This is a genomic window from Brucella sp. GW823-FHT04E01, from assembly GCF_058796175.1.
In genome coordinates, this window is record NZ_JBXAIK010000003.1 from 947,614 (window position 1) to 968,498 (window position 20,885).

The following is a 20,885-nucleotide window of genomic DNA, read 5'->3' on the forward strand; positions in this document are numbered from 1 at the left end:
TCGCCGGATTTTTCCGTCAGGCCGTGTAACGTCTGGTGCCATCCATCCAGGTTTCGCTGACCTTGATCTTGCCGATCTTCACATCCGGCGCAGTCGGGTCTTCTTCCAGAATGGCAAAGTCTGCGAACTTTCCGGTTTCCAGCGAACCGATCTGGTCTTCCATATGACACTGCCAGGCCGCATCGATGGTAACAGCGCGCAGCGCTGCATCCACCGGAATACGTTCTTCGGGGAAGAACACGTCGCCACCTTCGTTCATCACGCGGGTGACGGCATCCTCGACATAGCGCAGCGGCTCAATCGGTGTCACGTTCCAGTCGGAATGAAGCGAAATCTTGAGACCCGCAGCCAGCGCGGAAGCACACGGATCATAGAAGCGGGCGCGCTCAGGCCCCAGAAGACGGTCGCGGAACGCCTTGCCCCACCAGCGCACATGGCCGATCAGGAAGGACGGCGAAAGCCCCATATCCTTCATACGTACCATCTGCTCCGGGTGGAAAACGCTGCAATGTTCGATGCGATGGCGAAGATCGCTGTTCGAGGACTTTCCGAGAACGGCCTCGTAAGCATCCAGTACCATGTCGATTGCCGCATCGCCATTGGCGTGAACGCCAACCTGCCAGCCGCCTTCATGCGCCCGGCGGATCACTTCCGTTACCTGCTCAAGGCTGTAGTTCAGGGCGCCGCGCGCATCGGTGCCCAGATAGTTCTCGCGCTGATAACCGGTCTGCGCCTGATTGGAACCGTCGGCCCACGCCTTGATGCCATCGACGCGGAAAAGATCATTGCCGCGACCGGGTTTGATCCCCTCCTTTTCCCATTCGTCCATGATCGTTGACACGAGCATACCGCGATAGCGTACCGGGGCCTTGCCTTCGCCCAGAACCGCATCGAGGATTTTGAGATCCTGCGCACCGGCCATGATGCCGATGCCGCAATCGTGCAGCATGGTGCAACCGACAGAACTTGCATGATCTAGAAAACGCTGGACGCGACCGATCATATCCGCCGCCGAAGGAGACGGCATGACGCCAAGGAATTCCTGTTGCGCCGCCATCTCTTCCAGGCGCCCGGTCAGGCTGCCATCAGCATCCTTTACAAAGCGCGCGCCGGACGGATCAGGCGTCTCGCGGGTGATACCGGCGGCCTTGAAGGCGGCACTGTTGGCATAGGCGATATGGCCGTTGCTTTCCTGCATGAAGAATGGATTGTTGGGCGCAAGTGCATCCAGTTCGGCAATCGTCGGAATTTTGGCATCGCGGGTGATGCTGGCATCAAACTGCTGCGCGCGCACCCATTCCCCCGGCTTGGCATCAGCCACGCCTTTCTGCAACTTCGACCAGACGGTCGCGTAATCCGGTGTCGTGATCGGGCTGACATCGATCCAGTCCTCGAATGCCGTGAACACGAAATGCATATGCGGATCGATCAGGCCCGGCATCAGGATGCGGCCCTGAAGATCCACCACCTGCGCTCCGGAACCGATGGCGGATTGCACGTCATCCAGCTTGCCGACGGCCAATATCTTGTTGCCGCGAATGGCAATCGCTTCGGCACGCGGCGCCTTGTCATTCATGGTCAGGATTGTCCCGCCCTTGAAGATGATATCGCCCGCGGGTGCTGCAGCCTGCTGCGCGAATGCCATGCCCGGCGAAGAACAGGCAAAGGCCGAAGTCGCGGCGGCAGCGCCGAGATATTTGAGAAAATCGCGCCTTGAGGCCGTGGACCGCAGAAACGCCACCATACCCGGATTACAGGCTATACACATCTGAATATCCTCTTTACCGCCATAACAAAAAAGCCCTAGATCAAGTGGCAATTATTTTTGTATCGAAACGATACTTATACAATATTACAATTTATTAAATAGATATTATTGTTACTTTCATTAGTATTTACTAAAATAAACACTCTACAAGATGACCAATTATAAGAAATAAAGATAGACATAGATACATGTTTTGTCTTCGCGATTTCGTGTGCTCGTAACTTTGAGACTGCCTTTTGCACGACAGACACGCACCCGAGCATCGAAATGCGCATTAAAAAATCCGCCGCAAACCGACGGATTTCACAAAAATTCTCGCAAATTAGGGGGGGGGGGGGCAATCAGCTGCGTTTGGTTTTTCGCTGCGCCCGCTTGGCTGTATTATGCGCTATGGCAGCTTGAACGAGTGCGATGAAGGCATCTTCGTTGACCTCTTCACCTTCGCTTATGTCCAGCGCGCGGCGCGTATTGCCTTCAAGACTGGAATTAAAGATGCGGGTGGGATCGTTCAGCGCTGCGCCATTGGCAAAAGTCAGCTTCACGACCTTCTTGTAAGTCTCGCCGGTGCAGATGATGCCGTCATGCGACCATACCGGCACGCCACGCCATTTCCATTCCTCGATCACGTCGGGATCGGCCTTCTTTATGAGCGCCCGCATTCGGGCGAGCGTCTCGCCGCGCCAGTCATCGAGCTCGACAATCCGCCCGTCAATAAGCTTTGAAGCGTCATTATCATCTGTCATGAAACCCCTCCCAGAGCGTCTTTCGATCTGTGCTCCAACCTACATTTTCTCGCCCGGTAGCTGGCTTGCCTGCCTGATCCAGTCCGTCAGCTGGGCTTCATCCACATCGTCGTGCTCATGAATGTGGAAATAGCGCGTATCCTGGCTCTTGGATTCAACCGGCGGCACCGGCTTCAGCTTTGCGCCGCGAAAGAATGCCACCTTTATATATTTGTCGAAACAATGATAGCTGAGGAACCACCCCTCTCCCTTCATTCCGTAGAAGGGGGAATTCCATTTGACCGCTTTATGCACATCAGCAACGGTACGCACGATGAGAGCATCCAGGCGGCGACCTGCTTCGCTTTTCCATCCCGGCATGGCAGCGATATAGGTCTGAACCGGCGCATCCCCTTCTCCTTTTGCAATCTGGGGATTGCCGCCCGACAAAAGTACCGGACCGTCAGGTTTTTTATCGGTCATTACGTTTCCTCCACTGATCGCGTCTCCCGCCGGTTCTTCGTTGCTGGGACCATACATCTCATCCGGTTTGCGACCAAGCTTTGGATGACAGGAAAGAACAACTCCCGTTTCAGCCATGTCTCGTGTAAGCAAAGCTGACCACATCAAACAAGCAGATGGCAATGAGACGATTTTTCCACCTCGCGGCACTCGGAATTTGTCTGGCATTTCTATCGCCAGGCCTGACGAACCTTGCTTTCGCGGAAGAAAATCTTCCTCGCCTTCTGCCAGAACCGGGCGTGAGCGCGCATATCGAAAGACGCAAAGAGGGTTATGTTCTGACCCAGCCCGATGGATCGAAACTCGTTTTGCTGGATTCCGATTGGCTCAACGGACTGGACGGGCCTGTCAGCTTCGAAACCGGCGACTATGACTTCGATGGCTACACCGATTTTTCTTTGGGCGCCCGCGAAGCGGGAAGCCTCGACGTTGGCGTCGCGCTTTATCTCTATAATCCAAAAGCCAAAGCCTTTTCCCCACTGATTATCGAGGACGAACTTGGCGGAAAACTGAATTGCGGCGAGCTGTGGAATGTCGAACGCATCCCGGAACGAAAGCTGATCAAAAGCAGCTGTAGTCTGGATGGGCATTATAACCGCGTCGACATCCTGTCGATTGATCGCGACCAGACGGTGCGGCTTGTGGAACAATCGCGCCCGGAAGAGCAGATGTCTGGCTGGCCCTACCTGATGAAACCCATGCGCATGGTCACCTATGACGCACAGGGAAACAGCGTTCTTGAAGTGCCTTTGGCACCGGATGAAACGGAACAAGGCTGGGAGGTTCCTGTAGAAAAGCTGGCCCTGTACAGCGATCCTGACCGGCAAAGCACCACAAAATCCTATCTGGACAAGGGCGACAAGGCGCGCAAGCTTGTCTTTGCCGGCGATGACTGGATGAAAATTGCCTATCAGGGCAAAACCGGGTCGCTGGAGGGCTGGATATCCCTGAAAGAAGCCTACGATCTTGCGGCCTGGCAGGCGGAAAACGGGCAAAAACTACAATCCTTGCAGCTCGGTCTCGCGGATTACAGCGATGTCGACAAGGATCAGGATTATTACAAGCACCTGTTCACGCTGACGCTGGCCAATGAAAGCCGCGAAGCCGTAGAACTCGGCTATGGTGAATTGCACCTGATTTTCACATCTGCCGACGGCCAGCAGACCACGCATAAGCTCTATGATCTCTTCAACAAGACCCTTGAGCCGGGAAAGAGCGAAACACTCGATGATAATCCCGTACAGAAGCGCGGCGGGCAATTTGTGATCTATCACCCGGTCGGCGACGATGACGCCCATTCGCCGTTCTTTCCCGAAGGGCTGACTACAGGAAAATACAAGATCCGCCCCATCCTGACCGGCCCCAACCTGAAGAGCCCTATTTACGGTCAGGACGAAATCGAGATGGATTATCCACCTAAACTACCGGACAGCCTGATCGAACCGTGAGCTGGCACTCGCTTTGGCAAGGGCATCAAGAGCCATGCTCGCCGGCAAAGCTGGTGAAAACAGGAAGCCCTGCCCGGCATTGCAACCGAGCTTACAAAGCATGTCGCGATCTTCCTCGGTCTCGATCCCTTCGGCAGTGACCTTGATGCCAAGAGCATCGCCCAGCTCGACCATGGCGCGCACGATGTGCTGATCGCCTTCGGATTCGGCAATGCCGCGCACGAAAACCTTGTCGATCTTGATCTTGGTGATGAGGCCCTTCTTCAAGGAGGCGAAAGTAGCAAAGCCGGTGCCAAAATCGTCAAGTGCGATAGAGACACCAGCGCTCGACAGCACTCCGAGACTGTCACTCATCCCCCGCTGATCGAAGGGAGCTTCCTCCGTTATCTCGATTTCAAGCATGGACATCGGAAGTTCGCGTTTTTCCATCTGGGACAGGATTTCGTGCGGAATGCGTCCCCCCGCCAGTTCGCGAGGGGAAAGATTCATGGCAACTGTCAGATCGCTGCGCCCACCTTCGGTGAGCTTGTCGATCATCTCGCAGCAATTGAAGAGCACATTATTCGTCAGCTGACGCACCACACCCACTTCGCACGCAACATCGATGATTTCCGGCGGGGGAATTGTGCCGTGCTGTGGATGATCCCAGCGCAGCAATGCCTCAAAACCAACCATGCGCCCACTGGAGAGTTGCACCACCGGCTGAAAGTAGGTTTGCACCTGCCCGGTTTCGATTGCTATGCGCAGGTCTCGCTCGATGCTTTGCTTGCGCTCCCACTCGTGCTGCAGACGCTTCTCGAAAAAATAATATTCGTTGCGTCCGCGTTTCTTGGCCGCATAAAGCGCGAAGTCGGCGCGCAACAACATTTCGACCGGATCGAGACGCTCCAGCCGGCAAATGCCGACACAGGCGCCGATCTCCACCGACAGAATCCCCTCATAATGGGCGGTCAGGCTGCCGATGATGCGTGCGGCCACCAATCCGGCCTCGATCTTGGCTGAAGGCTCGGGATAAGCGAGCACGAATTCATCGCCGCCAATACGCGCCAGAACGGAACGCTCCGGCGAGACCTGACGGATACGCTGCGCAATGGCGACAAGGAGGTCGTCACCCACCTTGTGACCATAGGTGTCGTTGACGGACTTGAACCCGTCGAGATCGATCAGCATGACGATGAACGGGCCGTCTTTCACAGGATAGAGGCGAATGGAGGTTTCAAGGCCGCGCCGGTTGAAGAGCCCCGTCAACGGGTCCTCCTGCGACTTGAGTGCCATTTCGTCAGCCAGCTGCTTGGCTTCGTGTTTCAACCTGCTGGTCTGGATGAAGCGGTTCTGCCCCAAAAGTGCGCCACGCGTAAGCCCGAGCCAGAACAGAACAACAGCAACGGCAATCACGCCATATTGCAGGTCGGCTTGCAGGACCAGACACACCACCGTCACGACAAGCGGCGGCGTTATGAAATTGATTGCAACCGCGGCATAGGACGAGCCATAGGTGACGGCGCCCGCGCAGATACCGGCCAGAATGACCAGATAGACCGACGATTGCGGATCAGAGAACCCATGGGAAAGAATGGCGATACCGGCCCAGACGAAACCGGCCATAGCACCAAGCAGTTGAAAGCGGGCGAGCTGGCGCTGCAGAACCGCGATATTCTCAACTGGCGCAGCCGGGCTTCTATAATAGGCTATCGCATCGATAAAGCGCAGCGCATTGATGATATTGACCAGCGCGAACCAGATGATGGGCATCCAGAAATGCCCCGCAGCAATCTGGACCAGCAAAATGAGCACGGACAGAATCGTGCTGATGGGCATCGAGAAGCGCGCGCCGTCGCAAATCTCCCTGAGCTGGTCCGCAAGTATCTTGTCGGCTATCGGGCTGTCCTGCCTGCCATAGGCCGACCTGACCAGTTGAAGCCAATATTCAGTTCTCGACCCCATTTAAACGCCACCACTGGCCAGAGCACGTTCAGCTTTTTTCCAATCGGGACGCCCCTCGTGTCCTGATTAAAAAGGAATGACAGCAAACCTGCCCCCGACTGACAACTATAACATGCATACAATCTAAAATGCCAATGGTACGGCAGTTCAATCAAGACGATCACTTCGGCGGACAAGGCATACCATCGACATGCCGCTTGAGGCGCGCGCTCAACAATAGTTAGGGACGCGCAGGAACCCATGCCATGCGCCACAGGCGGGACACGATGGTGAGATAGCAGATACTGTAAAACAGGCTGATAGCGCATTGCCCCACAGTTCGGACAAACCGGGGAATGTTCTATCCCGGAATTACTCGGTCGACTGTTCTTCCGCCGTCAGCAGCAGCTTGTCGATGCGGCGTCCGTCAAGGTCAACGATTTCGAACACCCATCCGTTCTTGACGAAGGTTTCCCCCACATCCGGCAGATGCTTCAGTTCCTCAAGCGCCAGCCCGGCAACGGTGTTGTATTCCGCATCGTCGTCAATCGGGAAACGCAAAAACTCCGAGAACTCGTCAATCGGCATCCAGCCCGAGACGAGGTAAGAACCATCCGCCCGGCGCACGATAGCCTTTTCCTCGATATGGTCCTCCTGCATGGCGCCGATGATCGCTTCCATCACGTCGCCCGCAGTAATCACACCTTCAAAATGACCGTACTCGTCATAGACAAGCACCATATGCGTTGGCGTGCCGCGAATGGCTTCCACCACGTCGAGCGCATCGGAAAAGTCCGACACGACCGGAACATCACGGACGATCTCGCGCAGATTGACACTGCCCCTGGAGGACAGCTGATTGAAGAAGTCGCGCACCTGTAAGACGCCGATCACTTCATCGGAATCTTCGCCGCGCACAGGAAGCCGCGAGCGGCTTGTATTGTGCAGTTGCAGGCGAATTTCATCGAAACTATCGTCCACATCGACCATTTCGACATCCATGCGCGGCGTCATCAGCCCGCGTGCCGTTCGGTCCGCAAGGCGCATAACGCCTGCAATCATGCGGGATTCCTCCGTCTCGATCACGCCCGCGCTATGCGCTTCGGCCAGAACGGACTTGATCTCTTCGTCGGTCACGCCGTCGCTCGACTTGCCCGACTGGCCAAGCAGCCTCAAGACCAGACGGCCCGATGTATCGAGAAGCCAGACCAGAGGTGCTGCCATCTTGGACAGCAATGTCATGGTCGGCGCTACACGGCTTGCAACCGCTTCCGGCTCACGCAGTGCGATCTGCTTTGGCACGAGTTCGCCGACAATCAGCGACAGATAGGTGATGACCACGACCACCGAACCGACGCCAACAGCATCGGCAAGGGCTGGCGACAAGCCTTGCCCAAGAAGCCAGCCCGACAAACGGGCACCCAGCGTCGCGCCAGAAAATGCACCCGACAGAATGCCGACCAGCGTGATGCCGATCTGGACGGTGGACAGGAAACGGCCGGGATTATCGGCAAGCTCGATGGCCATGCGGGCGCCGCGGCTGCCCTTGTCGGCCATTACCCTCAGTCGTGCCGGGCGGGAGGAAACCACTGCGAGTTCCGACATGGCGAGAACACCATTGAGGATCGTCAACAGCACGACCGTAATTATTTCAAAGTACAAAACTGCCCCTCGGGATCAGATAATCGGAATATAATGATAGAAAGGAACCGCCCCTCTTTCCAGAGGCCGCGACACAAAATACTGCGATACTGTCGGAATTGCAGTACTTATGTGCTCTCTTCTCGCCAGCAGAAGCTGCCTTTTCTCTTCTTTCCAGTAAATGATTCACGATGCAGGTAAAACCGCAAAACCATCGTCTGGTCAGGCCAATTAGGTTTAATAACCGAAATTCTGGAGGGCCAGTCCGCCATGTAGCGGGTTTTTTGCTGCTCGCGCAAAATTGGCTTGACCAGAAACCAGCAGGCTTCTACTTCTTCCATTCATAGGTGACGAAACTTTGCGCGAGGGAGGAAGCGCGATGGGAGGATTGCCGTCAGCGACTGCGCGCGCCGATACCGCGCCTATCTTGCTCAAGCTGGATTCCGTTTCCAAAGAATTTCCAGGCGTCAAAGCCCTGTCGAATGTCAGCTTCGAATTGCGGGCGGGCGAGATTCATGCTGTCTGCGGCGAGAATGGTGCGGGCAAATCGACGCTGATGAAGATCGTCAGTGGCGTCTATCAGCCGGATGGCGGGATGATCCATTATCGCGACCAGACTGTCCGCTTTGCTTCCACGCTTGAATCGGAAGCGGCGGGCATCGCCATCATCCATCAGGAACTGAACCTCGTTCCGCACCTGAGCGTTGCCGAAAACATCTATCTCGCTCGCGAGCCGAAACGCGGCTTCTTCGTCGATCGCCGCAAGCTGAAGCAGGACGCACAGCACTGCCTCGACCGGCTTGGCGTCAAGATCGACCCGTCTGCACAGGTTCTGAACCTGTCCGTCGCCCAATGCCAGATGGTTGAAATCGCCAAGGCCCTCTCGCTCAATGCCTCCGTCCTCATCATGGACGAGCCGACCTCCTCGCTGACCGAGCAGGAAGCGCAGCTTCTGTTCAAGGTCATCCGCGAACTGAAAGCGCAAGGCACCGGCATCGTCTATATTTCGCACCGTCTCGATGAAATGGCGGAGATCGTCGACCGCGTCACCATCCTGCGCGACGGACGCTATGTCTGGACCAAGGACTTTGACGCTGTCACCGTCGATGAAATCGTGGCCGGGATGGTCGGGCGCTCGCTTGATGAAAAGTTTCCGGAACCGACCCGAAAGCCGACGGAGGAAGTGATTTTCTCCGTCGGCGGACTGACACGAAGCGGCCTCTTCGAGAATATCGGCTTTGAACTCCGGCGCGGAGAAATCCTCGGCTTTGCCGGACTGATGGGCGCAGGGCGCACGGAAGTAGCGCGGGCGATTTTCGGCGCCGATCCGCACGATGCCGGAACGATTGTGCTTGAAGGCGAGACGCTTTCCATCTCCAGCCCGCGCGACGCCATCGAGGCAGGCATTGCCTATCTGTCGGAAGACCGCAAGGCGCAAGGACTGGCGGTCAAGATGCCGGTCGATGCCAATCTCACACTCGCCAATATGGAAGCGGTCAGCAGTGCCTATGGCGTGATCGATTTCGAGCGACAGCGGCAGGCGAGCCAGCGTTATGTCGATCTTCTCAGTATCAAGACGCCGGGGCTGGCCCAGCCCGTTCGACTGCTTTCGGGCGGCAATCAGCAGAAGATCATCATCGGCAAATGGCTGTTCCGCGAACCGCGTATCATGTTCTTCGATGAACCGACGCGGGGCATTGATGTCGGTGCAAAATTCGCGATCTACCAGATCATGGACGAACTGGCCGCAAGGGGCATCGGCATTGTGCTGATCAGCTCGGAGCTACCGGAAATTCTTGGGCTTTCGGACCGTGTGGCGGTCTTTCACGAGGGGCGCATCACCGCCGTCCTGAACACGGCCGCGACATCGCAGGAAGAAATCATGACCTATGCCTCCGGTCGGGGCCGGCAGGACAAATGAGGACGCAGTAATGGCCGAAATCACTACGGACAAGCCCCAGCAGACGGTAAAATCCAAGGGGCTCAGCGACCGTCAGAAGGATATCATCCAGAAATTTGCGGCTGTCGGCAGCCTTATCATTCTGGCGGCGATCTTTTCCGTCACCAGCAGCGCCTTCATGACCGTCAACAATGCGATGACCATCGCCTTACAGGTGACCTCAATCGCGTTTCTCGGCATCGGCGCAACCTATGTCATCATAACCGGCGGCATCGATCTTTCGGTCGGCTCGGTTCTGGCACTCGCCGGTGTTGTGGCCGCACTTGCGGTCAAGGACCTTTCGCTGCCGATCCCGCTCGCCATGCTGCTCGGTATATTGACGGGATCGCTCTGCGGCCTCATCAACGGCGTCGTCATCACAAAACTCAAACTGCCGCCCTTCATCGCCACACTTGGCATGATGCTGATCGCGCGCGGTGTAGCCCTTCAGATCACTGGCGCACGCGCCGTCTCCGGCCTTGGCGAATCCTTCGGTGTGCTGGGCAACGGCTCGCTGTTTCGCATCGAGAGCATCGACGAACAGGGCTTTCCGGTCGTCACCTTCCCCGGCATCCCCTACCCGGTTGTGCTGATGATCGTGATCGCGATCGTGGCCGCACTCGTGTTGAACCGCACCGTGCTTGGCCGCCACATCTATGCCATCGGATCGAATGCCGAGGCTGCACGGCTTTCGGGCGTCAACGTCGCCCGTGTAACGGCCTTCACCTATGTCGTATCGGGAACACTGGCGGGTCTGACGGGCTGCGTTCTCATGTCCCGCCTCGTGACCGCACAGCCCAATGAAGGCGTCGCCTATGAGCTCGACGCCATTGCGAGCGCGGTCATCGGCGGCACTTCGCTCATCGGTGGCGTTGGCACGATTTCGGGCACGTTCATCGGCTCGTTCGTCATCGGAATCCTGCGGAACGGCCTCAACATGAACGGCATTTCCGCTTTCACACAGCAGATCATCATCGGCCTCGTTATTCTGGTCACAGTATGGATCGACCAGATGCGCAACCGTCGATGAGAGGGGAGACGGAATGTGTCAGGCATTCCGGAAAAGGGTAGAGCCAAGAGCTCGATAACAGGAGGAAAACATGCGTAGACTGGTTTCTGCATTGATGGCTTCGGCCTTTGTGCTTACTGGAGCGGCAAGCGCTTCGGCGGGCGAAATCGCCGTTATCGTGAAGACCGTGAATTCGACTTTCTGGCAGAACGTCCAGAAGGGTGCCGAAGCTGCGATCAAGGATTCCAACGATCACACCATGACCTTCCAGGGTCCGGCGGCTGAATCGGCCATCGCCGATCAGGTGAACATGGTGGAAAATGCCGTGAACCGCAAAGTGGATGCAATCCTTCTTGCCCCGTCCGATCCGGATGCGCTGACGCCTGCTGTGAAGAAGGCGTGGGAAGCCCGCATTCCGGTCGTCATCATCGACTCGCAGCTCGCCGATGGCGCCGACAAATACTACCAGTCGTTCCTCGCCACCGATAACCGCAAGGCCGGTGAAGCCGCAGCCAAGGCCCTGATCGACAAGGCAGGCACGACCGGCAAGATCGCCGTCATGTCCTATGTTGCGGGCGCTGGCTCGGAAATCGGTCGCGTCGGCGGCTTCGTGGATTACATCAAGGCCAATTCCAAGCTGGAAGTCGTCGGTCCTTACTACTCGCAATCGCAGATGGCGACGGCGCTCAACCAGACCACCGACGTTCTGGCGGCCAATGGCGACCTCGTCGGCATCTTCGGTGCCAATGAACCGACCGCCATCGGCATGGGCCGCGCGATCAAGCAGGCAGGCAAGTCCGGCAAGCTGACCGCCATCGGCTTCGACGGCAATCAGGACCTGCAGGAATTCGTCAAGGACGGCACGCTCAATGCCATCGTGGTTCAGGGTTCCTACCAGATGGGCGAAAAGGGCATCGAAACCCTGTTGAAGGTGCTGAACAAGGAAAAGGTCGAGAAGGTTGTCGATACGGGCGCCGTCGTCGTCACCAAGGACAATATCGACCAGCCGGAAGCCAAGAACGTGCTCTACTAAAACACGGCAACAAAGCTGCATGAAAAAGGGAGGCGTAACGCCTTCCTTTTTTTTGTTTTGTCGCGATTCTTATCCGGAAACCGTTTCACACTTTTCGGGATGCGCTAACGGCCATTTTGTTCGCGCCAGTTCTCAAACTTGCGCTCGGTCTCTTCTTTCGTGCACGGATAGAGGCCGACAATGGTAGCGCCGTTCAGCACTTCTTCCAGCACGAAATCCTCATAAGTTTCCATGCTGATACATTCGGTTGCGATTTCATCCGCAAGACCAGCCGGAATGACCATGACACCGTCAGCATCGCCAACCAGCACATCGCCCGGAAACACTGCCGCATCGCCGCAGGCTATCGGCACATTGATATCCACCGCCTCATGCAACGTGAGATTGGTCGGCGCAGATGGCTTTGAGCAATAAGCAGGCATATCAAGCTCGCCGATCCCGCTGACATCGCGAAATCCGCCGTCAGAAACAATGCCCGCCGCGCCGCGCAAGGCAAGCCTTGTCACGAGGATAGACCCCGCAGTCGCCGCACGCGCATCCTTGCGCGCATCCATCACCAGCACGAAACCGGGTGGGCAAGTCTCTATCGCAACGCGCTGCTTGTGGTCCGGATTACGAAAAACCGTGATGGGATTCCGGTCCTCACGCGCCGGGATGTAGCGCAGCGTGAAGGCCTGACCGACCATGTTCTCGCGCTTGCGCGCCACCGGCAACACACCCTGAATGAACTGGTTGCGCAGGCCACGCTTGTAAAGCGCCGTCGCAACGGAAGCCGTCGAAACCGTCTTCAGCTTGGCCCGCGTTTCCTCGGAAAGCACATAATCTGACATCGAAACTGCCTCTCAATAGATGACCGGTTCGTCGACAGGACGGCCGAAATCGGTTTTCAGGAAGTCGAAATCGCAGCCCTTGTCAGCCTGTTCGACATGCTTGGAAAAGACAAAGCCATAGCCGCGTTCATATTTGGGTGGTGGCGTCTGCCAGGCTGCGCGCCGTGCCGCCAGTTCCTCGTTCGAAACCAGCATGTTGAGGCTGCGGGCTGGAATGTCGAGTTCGACGATGTCGCCCGTCTTCAGCAGGGCGAGTGGTCCCCCGATGAAGGATTCCGGCGCGACATGCAGAACACAGGCACCGAAACTGGTTCCCGACATGCGCGCATCCGAAATCCGCACCATATCGCGCAGCCCAAGTTTCAACAGCGCTTTCGGCATGGGGATCATGCCCCATTCCGGCATTCCCGGCCCGCCCTGCGGACCGGCATTACGCAGCACCAGAACCGTATCCGGCGTCATGGGATAATCGGGGTCGTCGATGATCTTTTTCAAGTCGGGGTAACTGTCCGCGACAAGCGCCGGGCCACTATGGCGGTGAAAGCGGGGGTCGCAGGCAGCAGGTTTTATCACCGCGCCATCGGGGCAGAGATTGCCTTTCAGCACCGCAAGCGAGCCTTCATGATAGACCGGATTGGAAAGCGGGCGGATCACGTCATCGTTCCAGATATGAGCCTCATCCAGACCGTCGGTCAGCGGCTTGCCGGTCACGGTCACGGCCGAAGGATCGAGTTTGTCGCCAAGCTGCTTCATGAGCGCTCGTAACCCTCCCGCATAGTAGAAATCTTCCATCAGATAGATCGTGCCGGAAGGCCTGATATTCGCGATCACAGGCGTCGTGCGTCCGATGCGATCCAGATCGTCCAGTTCCAGTGGCACGTCTGCCCGGCGCGCCATCGCAATCAGATGAATGATGGCATTTGTCGAACATCCCGTTGCCATCGCAACAGTGACCGCATTGGTTATTGCAGCGGGCGTCATAATCTTTTCCGGCGTCAGGTCTTCCCAGACCATTTCCACAATGCGGCGACCGCACTGCGTGGACATGCGCTGATGATTGGCATCCGCAGCCGGGATCGATGATGCACCGGGAAGCGTCAGCCCCATGGCTTCGGCAATCGCGGTCATGGTCGATGCGGTTCCCATGGTCATGCAATGGCCGTAGGACCGTGCGATGCCACCTTCAATCCCCTGCCATTCCTCCTTGGAAATGGTGCCTGCGCGGCGCTCGTCCCAGTATTTGAAGCCATCAGTGCCGGACCCCAGATATTTACCGGCATAATTGCCGCGCAGCATTGGTCCGGCGGGCAAGAAAATGAACGGCAGTCCCATACTGACGGCCCCCATGACGAGACCCGGCGTTGTCTTGTCACAACCGCCCATAAGCACCGCACCATCGACAGGATGCGAGCGCAGAAGTTCCTCGGTCTCCATCGCCAGCAGATTGCGATAGAGCATGGTTGTCGGCTTCACGAAGTTTTCCGACAGCGACAATGCTGGCAACTCCATCGGGAATCCGCCTGACTGCAGGATGCCGCGCTTGACCCATTCCACCCGATCCTTGAAATGCATGTGGCAAGGCTGGGCCTCGGACCAGGTGTTTATGATGGCGATGATCGGACGACCTTCCCAGTCGACCGGATCATATCCCATCTGCATGGTGCGCGAACGATGGCCGAACGAGCGTTGATCATCGGGCAGCATCCAGCGCGCCGAACGCAGATCTCCATAGGTCTTTCTGGTCATTTCCCTACCTTCCCGATCAGAAAATATCCCGAAGGGCGTAAAACGGCTTCGAGATGATATTCAATTCAAAACAAATATTCAGGAGTGCCTGCGCGATCACGTTACACTCCGTTCATCCGGGCCACAGGGGCTCCTGCAACCGAAGCCTGCGCCAGAAATACGCCACCCGACCGAGGTGCGGCCTCCAGGGTCGCTTCCAGCAGCTGGCGATGCGAGGTGATGGCCAGAAGTGTCAGGTCTGGTCCGCAAAAACAGGGCATTGTTGGAGCCGGAACCGGTACCGGAACCTTTTCAAGCAGATTACCCTCGCGGTCGAAGCGATTCAGAATGCCAGCGGATACACCCGCGCTCCAATAAGCACCCTCAGCATCGCAGGCGCCGCCATCCGGCCTGCCGCTTTGCTCATCGAGGTCGCAAATGCGCTTGCGCCCACTAATCTCACCGGTCTCCGGGTCGAAGTCATAACGGTCGATCCACGGCCCGCGGGAATCCGTATGGAACATGGTTCTGCCGTCCGCCGTCCAAGCGAGACCATTAGAAATCTCAAAACCCTCGGCCTTAACAGAAGCCTCGCCGTCCCATGTTACTCGGTAGAGCCTCGCGATGGCTTCCCGCTCATGACGGCCATCCATGCTGCCGATCCAGAACGCACCGTCAGGACCGACCTTGCCGTCATTGAGGCGGGATGTTCCCGGCTCATCGTACCCCGCCCATAGCGGTTCACGAATGCCGGTTTCAGGATCAAACAGGACAACCTCACGTGAAAGCGCCACCACGAGACGTCCGCTTTCTGTCAATCCGAAGCTTGCTACCTCGCTTGTAAAGGACCATTCACGAAGCACACCCCTATCGGCGTAAATGTCGATTTCATATATGCGGCGCCCATAGATATCGCAGGCGAAAAGTGTTCCCCTGCGGTCATCCCAGACCGGACTTTCCATCAGTTGCCCACGCAGATCGGCTATGCAGCGAAACGGTCCCATCATTCAGCTCCCGTCTTTTTCCGAATGACATCGGGATGACTGAGTACGAAATCAGACAACTCCAATCCCAGACCCGCTCCTTCGAACGGATAGATCATGCCCTTCTCTATGCGCGGCATCACCGTCACCAGATCGCGATACCATGAGGTGTAATAGGCCCGCACAGATTCCTGAAAGATCGCGTTGGGCGCATTGAGCGACAGATGGACGGAGGCCGCGAACACCACCGGACCAGTGCAGTCATGCGGCGCAATGGGGCGCTGAAATGCTTCGGCCATGGTGGCGATCTTCTTCGCTTCCGAAAGCCCGCCACACCATGAAATGTCGAGCATGACATAATCGGAGGCATCGGCGCGTAGGACATCGAGAAATTGCGCACGCGTCGCCATGGTTTCGCTGGCACAGACCGGAATGCCGGACTGGCGTGCGTAAACGGCCAGCGCCTGCGGGTTCATCATCTTGATCGGGTCTTCCGACCAGAACGGTCGGAAGACTTTCAGTTCGCGCGCAATGGCCAGAGCCGACGTCAAGTCCCACATGGAGTGGAACTCGACCATGATTTCCATCCGCTCGCCGACCGCATCGCGTATCTGGCGAAACGGTGCCAGCGCCTTGTCGAGATCGCCGGCATGGATGAAGTTTCCGCCGGATGCGACAGCGAACGGGTCGAAGGGCCAGATTTTCATGGCCGTGATGCCTTCCGACAGAAGGCTTTCGGCAAGTGCACCTGCGTCCCTATGAAAAGCCAGCTGGTCCTCGTAGGGCCCTTCCGTTGCCTCATCGGCATCACCGATATATCGGCGCGCGCCGCTTTTGTTATAGGTGTAGCCCGCGCAGGTATTGTAGGTGCGGATCGATTGTCGAGACAGACCACCGAGCAACTGATGGATTGGCTGGCCGGTCACCTTGCCAAAAATATCCCAAAGCGCGATGTCTATCGCCGAGGCGGCACGGATTTCCACGCCTGACGAGCGAAAGCCGACATAAGGCTCCAGCAGCAGTTTGGAGATACGGTCGATCTCCAGCGGGTTCTGGCCGACGAGCAGCGGTGCGATATCGCTGTGGATATAGGCGGCAACCGCATTTGCACCACGGAAAGTCTCACCAAGTCCGACAATGCCCTCATTGGTGTGGACCTGCACCCACACTATGTTGTTGAGGTGCGGAAGCTGCACCGTTTCGATAGCGATGATTTTCATCCTGTTGTGCCTCAATGCGCGGACGGTTGACGGTTGCGCGCAACGATCTGCGTCGGATTGACGAAACGCAGGGCCAGAAGCAGCCAAACCAGCGAGGTGACCATGTAAATGACCGCCATGGCGTCGATGGACTGGACGGAGCGGACCCCGGCAGCGAACACCGAATAATAGAGCGCGACGACGAGCGTTTGCGATGTCGGTCCTGCGGTCAGGAAGGTCAGCTCGAACATCGCGACCGTGCGCACCAGAACCAGCAGCATGGCCGCAAGCACACCGGGCAACAGCATGGGCAGAAGCACATGGATGAAGAGCTTGAATGTGCCTGCGCCAAACACACGCGCCGCCGCCTCGACCTTCGGGTCGATCTGCTCGATGAAGGGGATCATCACCAGAATGACGAAGGGTACCGTCGGCACGAGATTGGCTAGAACGACGCCCCAGAAGGTACCGCCCACCCCGAACTTGTAAAGCACGGTTGCCAGCGGAATGCCGAAGGTTATCGGCGGCACCAGAAGCGGCAGCAGGAAGATCAGCAGCACAAGCTTTTTGCCGGGAAAATCGCGGCGCGCCATGGCGTAAGCTGCCGTGACGCCCAGAACACCCGACAGGATCACCACTGCAAAGACGACCTGAAAGGTGACCAGAAGCACTTGATCAAGCTGGAATTCGGCCCAGGCGGCTGCATACCAGCGCGTGGTAAACGCGTCTGGCAGCCATGTACCCAGCCAGCGCGTGCCGAAACTTGAAACCACCACGGCCACGATGACAGCAAGAACATTGAGCACGAAGAAGCCGGTTACGAGCCAGACGAGAGTGATCCAGAGCTTGGAAAGGGTGGAAGTATCGCGGATCATGATCTATCCCTTTCCGCCAGCGGTCGAGCCGCGATAGAAGAGCGAGCGCACACCGAGCAGTGCCCCGACGACGAGCAATTGCACTGCCGCCATGATCATGGCGATGGATGAAGCCATGGAGTCGTCATATTGCTCGAAGGCCGCCTGTGCTGCAGCGATGGATATCACGCGGGTCGGTCCCGACGGCGCGCCCAAGAGGACAGCGGATGGAAACACAGCAAATGCCTGCACGAAGGTGAGGCAGGCCGCGACCACCAGCCCCGGCACCAGCAATGGCAGCATGACATGGCGAAAGCGCTGCCAGCTATTGGCGCCATGCGTGGCGGCGGCCCGTTCCAGTGCGGGATCAATGCCGGTTATGTAGGAAAGCGTCAGCAGGAAGGTGAACGGAAAAACCGTAATGACCAGCGATGCAAAGACCCCCCAGTAATTATTAGTGAGCTTCAGCGGATTATCGATCAGGCCAATATAGATCAGCGTGCGGCTGAACCAGCCTTGCGGCCCCAGATAATTCAAAAGACCTTCAGCAATCAGAACCGTGCCGAGCGTCACCGGCAGAACGAGGATCGTGGTCAGCAGGCGCTGGCGCGGCATCAGACGCACGCGCATGGCGATGGGAACCGCGAAAAGAACACTGATGACGGTGACAGGAATCGCAAGCCAAAGCGTCGCGCCGATGGTCTTGTAAAGATAGGGATCGGAGAAGAACTTGGTGTAATTGGCCAGTGCACCGCCGCCATCAATTGGATTGAAGGACAGAACTAGCCCGTACAGAAACGGATAGATGAATACACCCACCACAAAGAGCAGCGCGGGCAGGATCAGAAGGGTGACGCCGTCGAAGCCGCGATTTGCAAGCCGTTGTCGCAAACCGGGCTTAAGCGGTGCATCCGCGTAGGTCTCAGCCACCATCGCTCAGCCCTCCGCCGGGAAAACCAGCGCATGGCCAGCATCGACGCCCAACACGATACGACTGCCGGGCTCCACGCCCTGCGGCCCATGAAAGATCAGCTCCATCCCGGTTTCGGTGCGGGCTGTACCGACATATTCGCGCCCTCGATATTCGATGGTCTCGACGGTCGCCTGCAGGTCATTGCGATGACCCGAACCGGACACGACATCATCGCCGCGTGCCATCAGCACGGCATCGTCACCCGGCTCAAGCCCATCCATCGCACGGCCAACGAGTTCGTTCCCCGCTACGGAAATGATCGCCTGCCCGTTCTCGACGCGCACGACCTTGCCTGGCAAGGCGTTGCGGAAACCCATGAAGGCGGCGACATCACGATAGCGGGGCTCTTCGTAAAGCTCGTGCGGTTTGCCGACCTGACGGATTTCACCGTCGCGCAAGACCACGATGCGGTCGGCCAGCGACAGGGCTTCGTCTTGATCGTGGGTCACATAGATCGTCGTTGAGCCGAGCTGGTTATGGATGCGGCGGATTTCAGCGCGCATCTCAAGCCGCAGCTTCGCATCGAGATTGGAAAGCGGCTCATCCATGAGAACCACCGGCGGCTCGATGACGATGGCGCGGGCAATTGCCACGCGCTGTTGCTGGCCACCGGAAAGCTGTCCCGGCAGTTTTTCTTCCTGTCCTTGCAAGCGCACCAAAGCCAATGCGGCGCGCGCACGTTCGTTGATCTCGCTTTTTGCCAGACCGCGCATCTTGAGACCGAACCCGACATTTTGCAGGACATTCATATGCGGAAACAGCGCATAGTTCTGGAACACCATGCCGAAACCGCGATCCTCCGGTTTCAACTGGTCCACGCGCCGTTCATCGATATAGATGCCGCCGCTCGTCGTGCCGAGAAGTCCGGCGATGCAATTGAGAGCCGTCGATTTCCCGCAGCCGGAAGGTCCCAGAAGTGCGATGAACTCGCCTTTCCGGATTGTGAGGTTGATTTCCCTCAGCGCATTGAAAGTTCCGAATGATCGGCTCATCCGGTCGAGCCGGAGTTCTTGAAAGGACATTGACACAAGCACCATGATTTAGAATTGGCGACTATCAGCGGCCAGTGGCGAGCCCTTCACGGCTCACCACCCAGCCTTCGGTCAATCAACCAGCGGCGACGTCTTCGTCCCAGCGGCGGAATGCAGCGACCAGCGCCTCCGGTTCGAGCGGCAGCTCGATCGGATTATTGGCAATCCAGTCGGCATATTCCGGACGGCCAAACTCCGCGATGATGTTCTGGCTTTCCTTCGGCGCCATTTCGATGGTGACGTCCTTCACAGCAGGACCCGGATAGAAATAACCGGCATCGTAGGAATAGGCCTGCTGGTCGGGCTTGAGCGAGAACTTGATGAACTCCATCAGCACTGCGATTTTTTCCTCGGACACGCCCTTGGGAATGGCGAAGTAATGCGCATCGCAAACCCAGTGGAAGCCTTCCAGCTTGCTGACGCCCATTTCCTTCGGCACCACACCGAGCGCACGCGGATTGATGTCCCAGCCAGTGGTGGTCACCGTCATATCGCGCGTGCCTTCGCCCAGTTCCTTCATGAGCGCGCCCGTACCTGCCGGGTAGTATTCAATATTCTTGTGCAGTTCCTTCAGATAGGCCCAGGTTTTGTCCCAGCCCTTGACCGGGTCCTTCGGATCACTATCACCCAGAAGATAGGGAAGCCCCATCAGGAAGGTGCGCCCCGGACCGGAATTGGCCGGGCGAGCATAGATGAACTTGTTCGGGTTTTCCTTCGTCCAGGCCAGCAGTTCTTCAGCGGTCTTGGGCGGTGTCTTCACCTTGTCGGGGTGATATTCAAGAAGGGGGCCAGATGGATAATAGGAAACCACAACGCCCTTGCCCTTCGACATTTCCTGCATACGCCATGCTGGTTCAAGATAGATATCCTGAAGCTTCGGCAAGCCGATATCCGGCAACGCGATGATGTCGGTCCATATGTCATCGGCAAGTCCGGCGGAAAGCGCATCCGGCCCGACGATCACCATGTCTATGTCAATTCGGTTGGCGCGCTGCTGCGCCTTGATTTTCCCCGGCAGTTCCGGCGCCGGTGCCTTGTTGAAGGTGAAGCGCGAAACCAGCGCTTTCTGCTCGGCTGCGAAATTGTCGAAGATCGGTTGGGTCAGGGCCAGATTGCCAGCGGCATCAATGACGTTGAGCGCTACTGGCGACGACGGCAGTTTCGCCGACTGTGCCCATACGCCTTTCGGCAGCATGATACCCATGCCGGTCGCAATCCCGGCCCCCGCCATGAATGTACGACGTGAAATTCCCTTATTCATGTTCTCCTCCACTTTTTGGTTTTC

Annotated in this window: 18 protein-coding genes; 4 read left to right on the forward strand and 14 right to left on the reverse strand. The window is 57.4% G+C overall.

What is annotated here, in order from left to right; genetic code table 11:
• Positions 1 to 16 precede the first annotated feature (16 nt).
• The 3 genes from AC1RHM_RS14755 to AC1RHM_RS14765 form a co-directional block, all read right to left on the reverse strand.
• Entirely contained in the window at positions 17 to 1,768 is a 1,752-nt protein-coding gene (locus tag AC1RHM_RS14755; RefSeq protein WP_029375923.1) for an amidohydrolase, read from the reverse strand.
• A 341-nt stretch (positions 1,769 to 2,109) separates the two neighbouring features.
• Positions 2,110 to 2,511 carry a DUF1801 domain-containing protein gene (locus AC1RHM_RS14760; protein ID WP_010658550.1) on the reverse strand — a complete coding sequence of 134 codons (402 nt, stop codon included), beginning with the start codon at positions 2,509 to 2,511 and terminating at the stop codon, positions 2,110 to 2,112.
• Positions 2,512 to 2,550: 39 nt separating this feature from the next.
• Positions 2,551 to 2,973 carry a DUF1801 domain-containing protein gene (locus tag AC1RHM_RS14765; RefSeq protein WP_010658549.1) on the reverse strand — a complete coding sequence of 141 codons (423 nt, stop codon included), beginning with the start codon at positions 2,971 to 2,973 and terminating at the stop codon, positions 2,551 to 2,553.
• Between the two features lie 161 nt (positions 2,974 to 3,134).
• Here AC1RHM_RS14765 and AC1RHM_RS14770 point away from each other — a divergent pair, with 161 nt between their 5' ends.
• Positions 3,135 to 4,460 carry a hypothetical protein gene (locus AC1RHM_RS14770; protein WP_235691740.1) on the forward strand — a complete coding sequence of 442 codons (1,326 nt, stop codon included), beginning with the start codon at positions 3,135 to 3,137 and terminating at the stop codon, positions 4,458 to 4,460.
• Here the strand turns inward: AC1RHM_RS14770 and AC1RHM_RS14775 are convergent.
• The 3 genes from AC1RHM_RS14775 to AC1RHM_RS14785 all read right to left on the reverse strand — a co-directional run bounded on the left by AC1RHM_RS14775 (position 4,434) and on the right by AC1RHM_RS14785 (position 8,365).
• Entirely contained in the window at positions 4,434 to 6,404 is a 1,971-nt protein-coding gene (locus AC1RHM_RS14775) for a putative bifunctional diguanylate cyclase/phosphodiesterase (RefSeq protein ID WP_010658547.1), read from the reverse strand. The genes AC1RHM_RS14770 and AC1RHM_RS14775 overlap by 27 nt on opposite strands.
• A gap of 351 nt (positions 6,405 to 6,755) precedes the next feature.
• A complete protein-coding gene (locus AC1RHM_RS14780) occupies positions 6,756 to 8,045 on the reverse strand; it encodes a hemolysin family protein (protein WP_012092780.1) in 1,290 nt (429 codons plus the stop codon).
• Positions 8,046 to 8,152: 107 nt separating this feature from the next.
• Complete coding sequence (locus tag AC1RHM_RS14785) at positions 8,153 to 8,365, reverse strand: hypothetical protein (RefSeq protein ID WP_146113257.1); 213 nt, start codon at positions 8,363 to 8,365, stop codon at positions 8,153 to 8,155.
• Positions 8,366 to 8,403: 38 nt separating this feature from the next.
• Here AC1RHM_RS14785 and AC1RHM_RS14790 point away from each other — a divergent pair, with 38 nt between their 5' ends.
• The 3 genes from AC1RHM_RS14790 (at position 8,404) to AC1RHM_RS14800 (ending at position 12,005) form a co-directional block, all read left to right on the forward strand.
• On the forward strand, positions 8,404 to 9,945 hold the full coding sequence (locus tag AC1RHM_RS14790; protein WP_010658545.1) for a sugar ABC transporter ATP-binding protein: 1,542 nt from the start codon (positions 8,404 to 8,406) through the stop codon (positions 9,943 to 9,945).
• Positions 9,946 to 9,955: 10 nt separating this feature from the next.
• Positions 9,956 to 10,993 carry an ABC transporter permease gene (locus AC1RHM_RS14795; RefSeq protein ID WP_010658544.1) on the forward strand — a complete coding sequence of 346 codons (1,038 nt, stop codon included), beginning with the start codon at positions 9,956 to 9,958 and terminating at the stop codon, positions 10,991 to 10,993.
• A gap of 70 nt (positions 10,994 to 11,063) precedes the next feature.
• Positions 11,064 to 12,005 (forward strand): ABC transporter substrate-binding protein, encoded by a 942-nt coding sequence (locus AC1RHM_RS14800; protein ID WP_010658543.1) that lies wholly within the window; start codon positions 11,064 to 11,066, stop codon positions 12,003 to 12,005.
• Between the two features lie 104 nt (positions 12,006 to 12,109).
• On the opposite strand, the gene AC1RHM_RS14805 is transcribed toward AC1RHM_RS14800, so the two are convergent.
• From AC1RHM_RS14805 to AC1RHM_RS14840, 8 genes are all read right to left on the reverse strand, one after another.
• On the reverse strand, positions 12,110 to 12,835 hold the full coding sequence (locus AC1RHM_RS14805; protein WP_010658542.1) for a ribonuclease activity regulator RraA: 726 nt from the start codon (positions 12,833 to 12,835) through the stop codon (positions 12,110 to 12,112).
• 12 nt (positions 12,836 to 12,847) lie between these two features.
• Complete coding sequence (gene araD, locus AC1RHM_RS14810) at positions 12,848 to 14,581, reverse strand: L-arabinonate dehydratase (RefSeq protein WP_010658541.1); 1,734 nt, start codon at positions 14,579 to 14,581, stop codon at positions 12,848 to 12,850.
• A 101-nt stretch (positions 14,582 to 14,682) separates the two neighbouring features.
• Complete coding sequence (locus tag AC1RHM_RS14815) at positions 14,683 to 15,567, reverse strand: SMP-30/gluconolactonase/LRE family protein (protein WP_029375921.1); 885 nt, start codon at positions 15,565 to 15,567, stop codon at positions 14,683 to 14,685.
• Positions 15,564 to 16,763 (reverse strand): mandelate racemase/muconate lactonizing enzyme family protein, encoded by a 1,200-nt coding sequence (locus tag AC1RHM_RS14820; RefSeq protein ID WP_010658539.1) that lies wholly within the window; start codon positions 16,761 to 16,763, stop codon positions 15,564 to 15,566. The genes AC1RHM_RS14815 and AC1RHM_RS14820 overlap by 4 nt, the downstream gene beginning before the upstream one ends.
• Before the next feature lie 11 nt (positions 16,764 to 16,774).
• Positions 16,775 to 17,617, reverse strand: a complete 843-nt coding sequence (locus tag AC1RHM_RS14825) for an ABC transporter permease (protein WP_010658538.1) — start codon at positions 17,615 to 17,617, stop codon at positions 16,775 to 16,777.
• 3 nt (positions 17,618 to 17,620) lie between these two features.
• Positions 17,621 to 18,529, reverse strand: a complete 909-nt coding sequence (locus tag AC1RHM_RS14830) for an ABC transporter permease (RefSeq protein ID WP_010658537.1) — start codon at positions 18,527 to 18,529, stop codon at positions 17,621 to 17,623.
• Between the two features lie 3 nt (positions 18,530 to 18,532).
• Positions 18,533 to 19,606, reverse strand: coding sequence for an ABC transporter ATP-binding protein (locus AC1RHM_RS14835; protein WP_029375919.1), 1,074 nt, complete (start codon positions 19,604 to 19,606; stop codon positions 18,533 to 18,535).
• A 70-nt stretch (positions 19,607 to 19,676) separates the two neighbouring features.
• Entirely contained in the window at positions 19,677 to 20,831 is a 1,155-nt protein-coding gene (locus AC1RHM_RS14840) for an extracellular solute-binding protein (RefSeq protein WP_226622730.1), read from the reverse strand.
• Between the last annotated feature and the right edge of the window lie 54 nt (positions 20,832 to 20,885).

Excerpts from the sequence above, each read along its gene's own strand:
- AC1RHM_RS14755 (WP_029375923.1), bottom strand. The coding sequence starts at position 1,768 with ATGTGTATAGCCTGTAATCCGGGTATGGTGGCGTTTCTGCGGTCCACG.
- AC1RHM_RS14760 (WP_010658550.1), bottom strand. The coding sequence starts at position 2,511 with ATGACAGATGATAATGACGCTTCAAAGCTTATTGACGGGCGGATTGTC.
- AC1RHM_RS14765 (WP_010658549.1), bottom strand. The coding sequence starts at position 2,973 with ATGACCGATAAAAAACCTGACGGTCCGGTACTTTTGTCGGGCGGCAAT.
- AC1RHM_RS14770 (WP_235691740.1), top strand. The coding sequence starts at position 3,135 with ATGAGACGATTTTTCCACCTCGCGGCACTCGGAATTTGTCTGGCATTT.
- AC1RHM_RS14775 (WP_010658547.1), bottom strand. The coding sequence starts at position 6,404 with ATGGGGTCGAGAACTGAATATTGGCTTCAACTGGTCAGGTCGGCCTAT.
- AC1RHM_RS14785 (WP_146113257.1), bottom strand. The coding sequence starts at position 8,365 with ATGGAAGAAGTAGAAGCCTGCTGGTTTCTGGTCAAGCCAATTTTGCGC.
- AC1RHM_RS14790 (WP_010658545.1), top strand. The coding sequence starts at position 8,404 with ATGGGAGGATTGCCGTCAGCGACTGCGCGCGCCGATACCGCGCCTATC.
- AC1RHM_RS14795 (WP_010658544.1), top strand. The coding sequence starts at position 9,956 with ATGGCCGAAATCACTACGGACAAGCCCCAGCAGACGGTAAAATCCAAG.
- AC1RHM_RS14800 (WP_010658543.1), top strand. The coding sequence starts at position 11,064 with ATGCGTAGACTGGTTTCTGCATTGATGGCTTCGGCCTTTGTGCTTACT.
- AC1RHM_RS14805 (WP_010658542.1), bottom strand. The coding sequence starts at position 12,835 with ATGTCAGATTATGTGCTTTCCGAGGAAACGCGGGCCAAGCTGAAGACG.
- araD (WP_010658541.1), bottom strand. The coding sequence starts at position 14,581 with ATGACCAGAAAGACCTATGGAGATCTGCGTTCGGCGCGCTGGATGCTG.
- AC1RHM_RS14815 (WP_029375921.1), bottom strand. The coding sequence starts at position 15,567 with ATGATGGGACCGTTTCGCTGCATAGCCGATCTGCGTGGGCAACTGATG.
- AC1RHM_RS14820 (WP_010658539.1), bottom strand. The coding sequence starts at position 16,763 with ATGAAAATCATCGCTATCGAAACGGTGCAGCTTCCGCACCTCAACAAC.
- AC1RHM_RS14825 (WP_010658538.1), bottom strand. The coding sequence starts at position 17,617 with ATGATCCGCGATACTTCCACCCTTTCCAAGCTCTGGATCACTCTCGTC.
- AC1RHM_RS14830 (WP_010658537.1), bottom strand. The coding sequence starts at position 18,529 with ATGGTGGCTGAGACCTACGCGGATGCACCGCTTAAGCCCGGTTTGCGA.
- AC1RHM_RS14835 (WP_029375919.1), bottom strand. The coding sequence starts at position 19,606 with ATGGTGCTTGTGTCAATGTCCTTTCAAGAACTCCGGCTCGACCGGATG.
- AC1RHM_RS14840 (WP_226622730.1), bottom strand. The coding sequence starts at position 20,831 with ATGGCGGGGGCCGGGATTGCGACCGGCATGGGTATCATGCTGCCGAAA.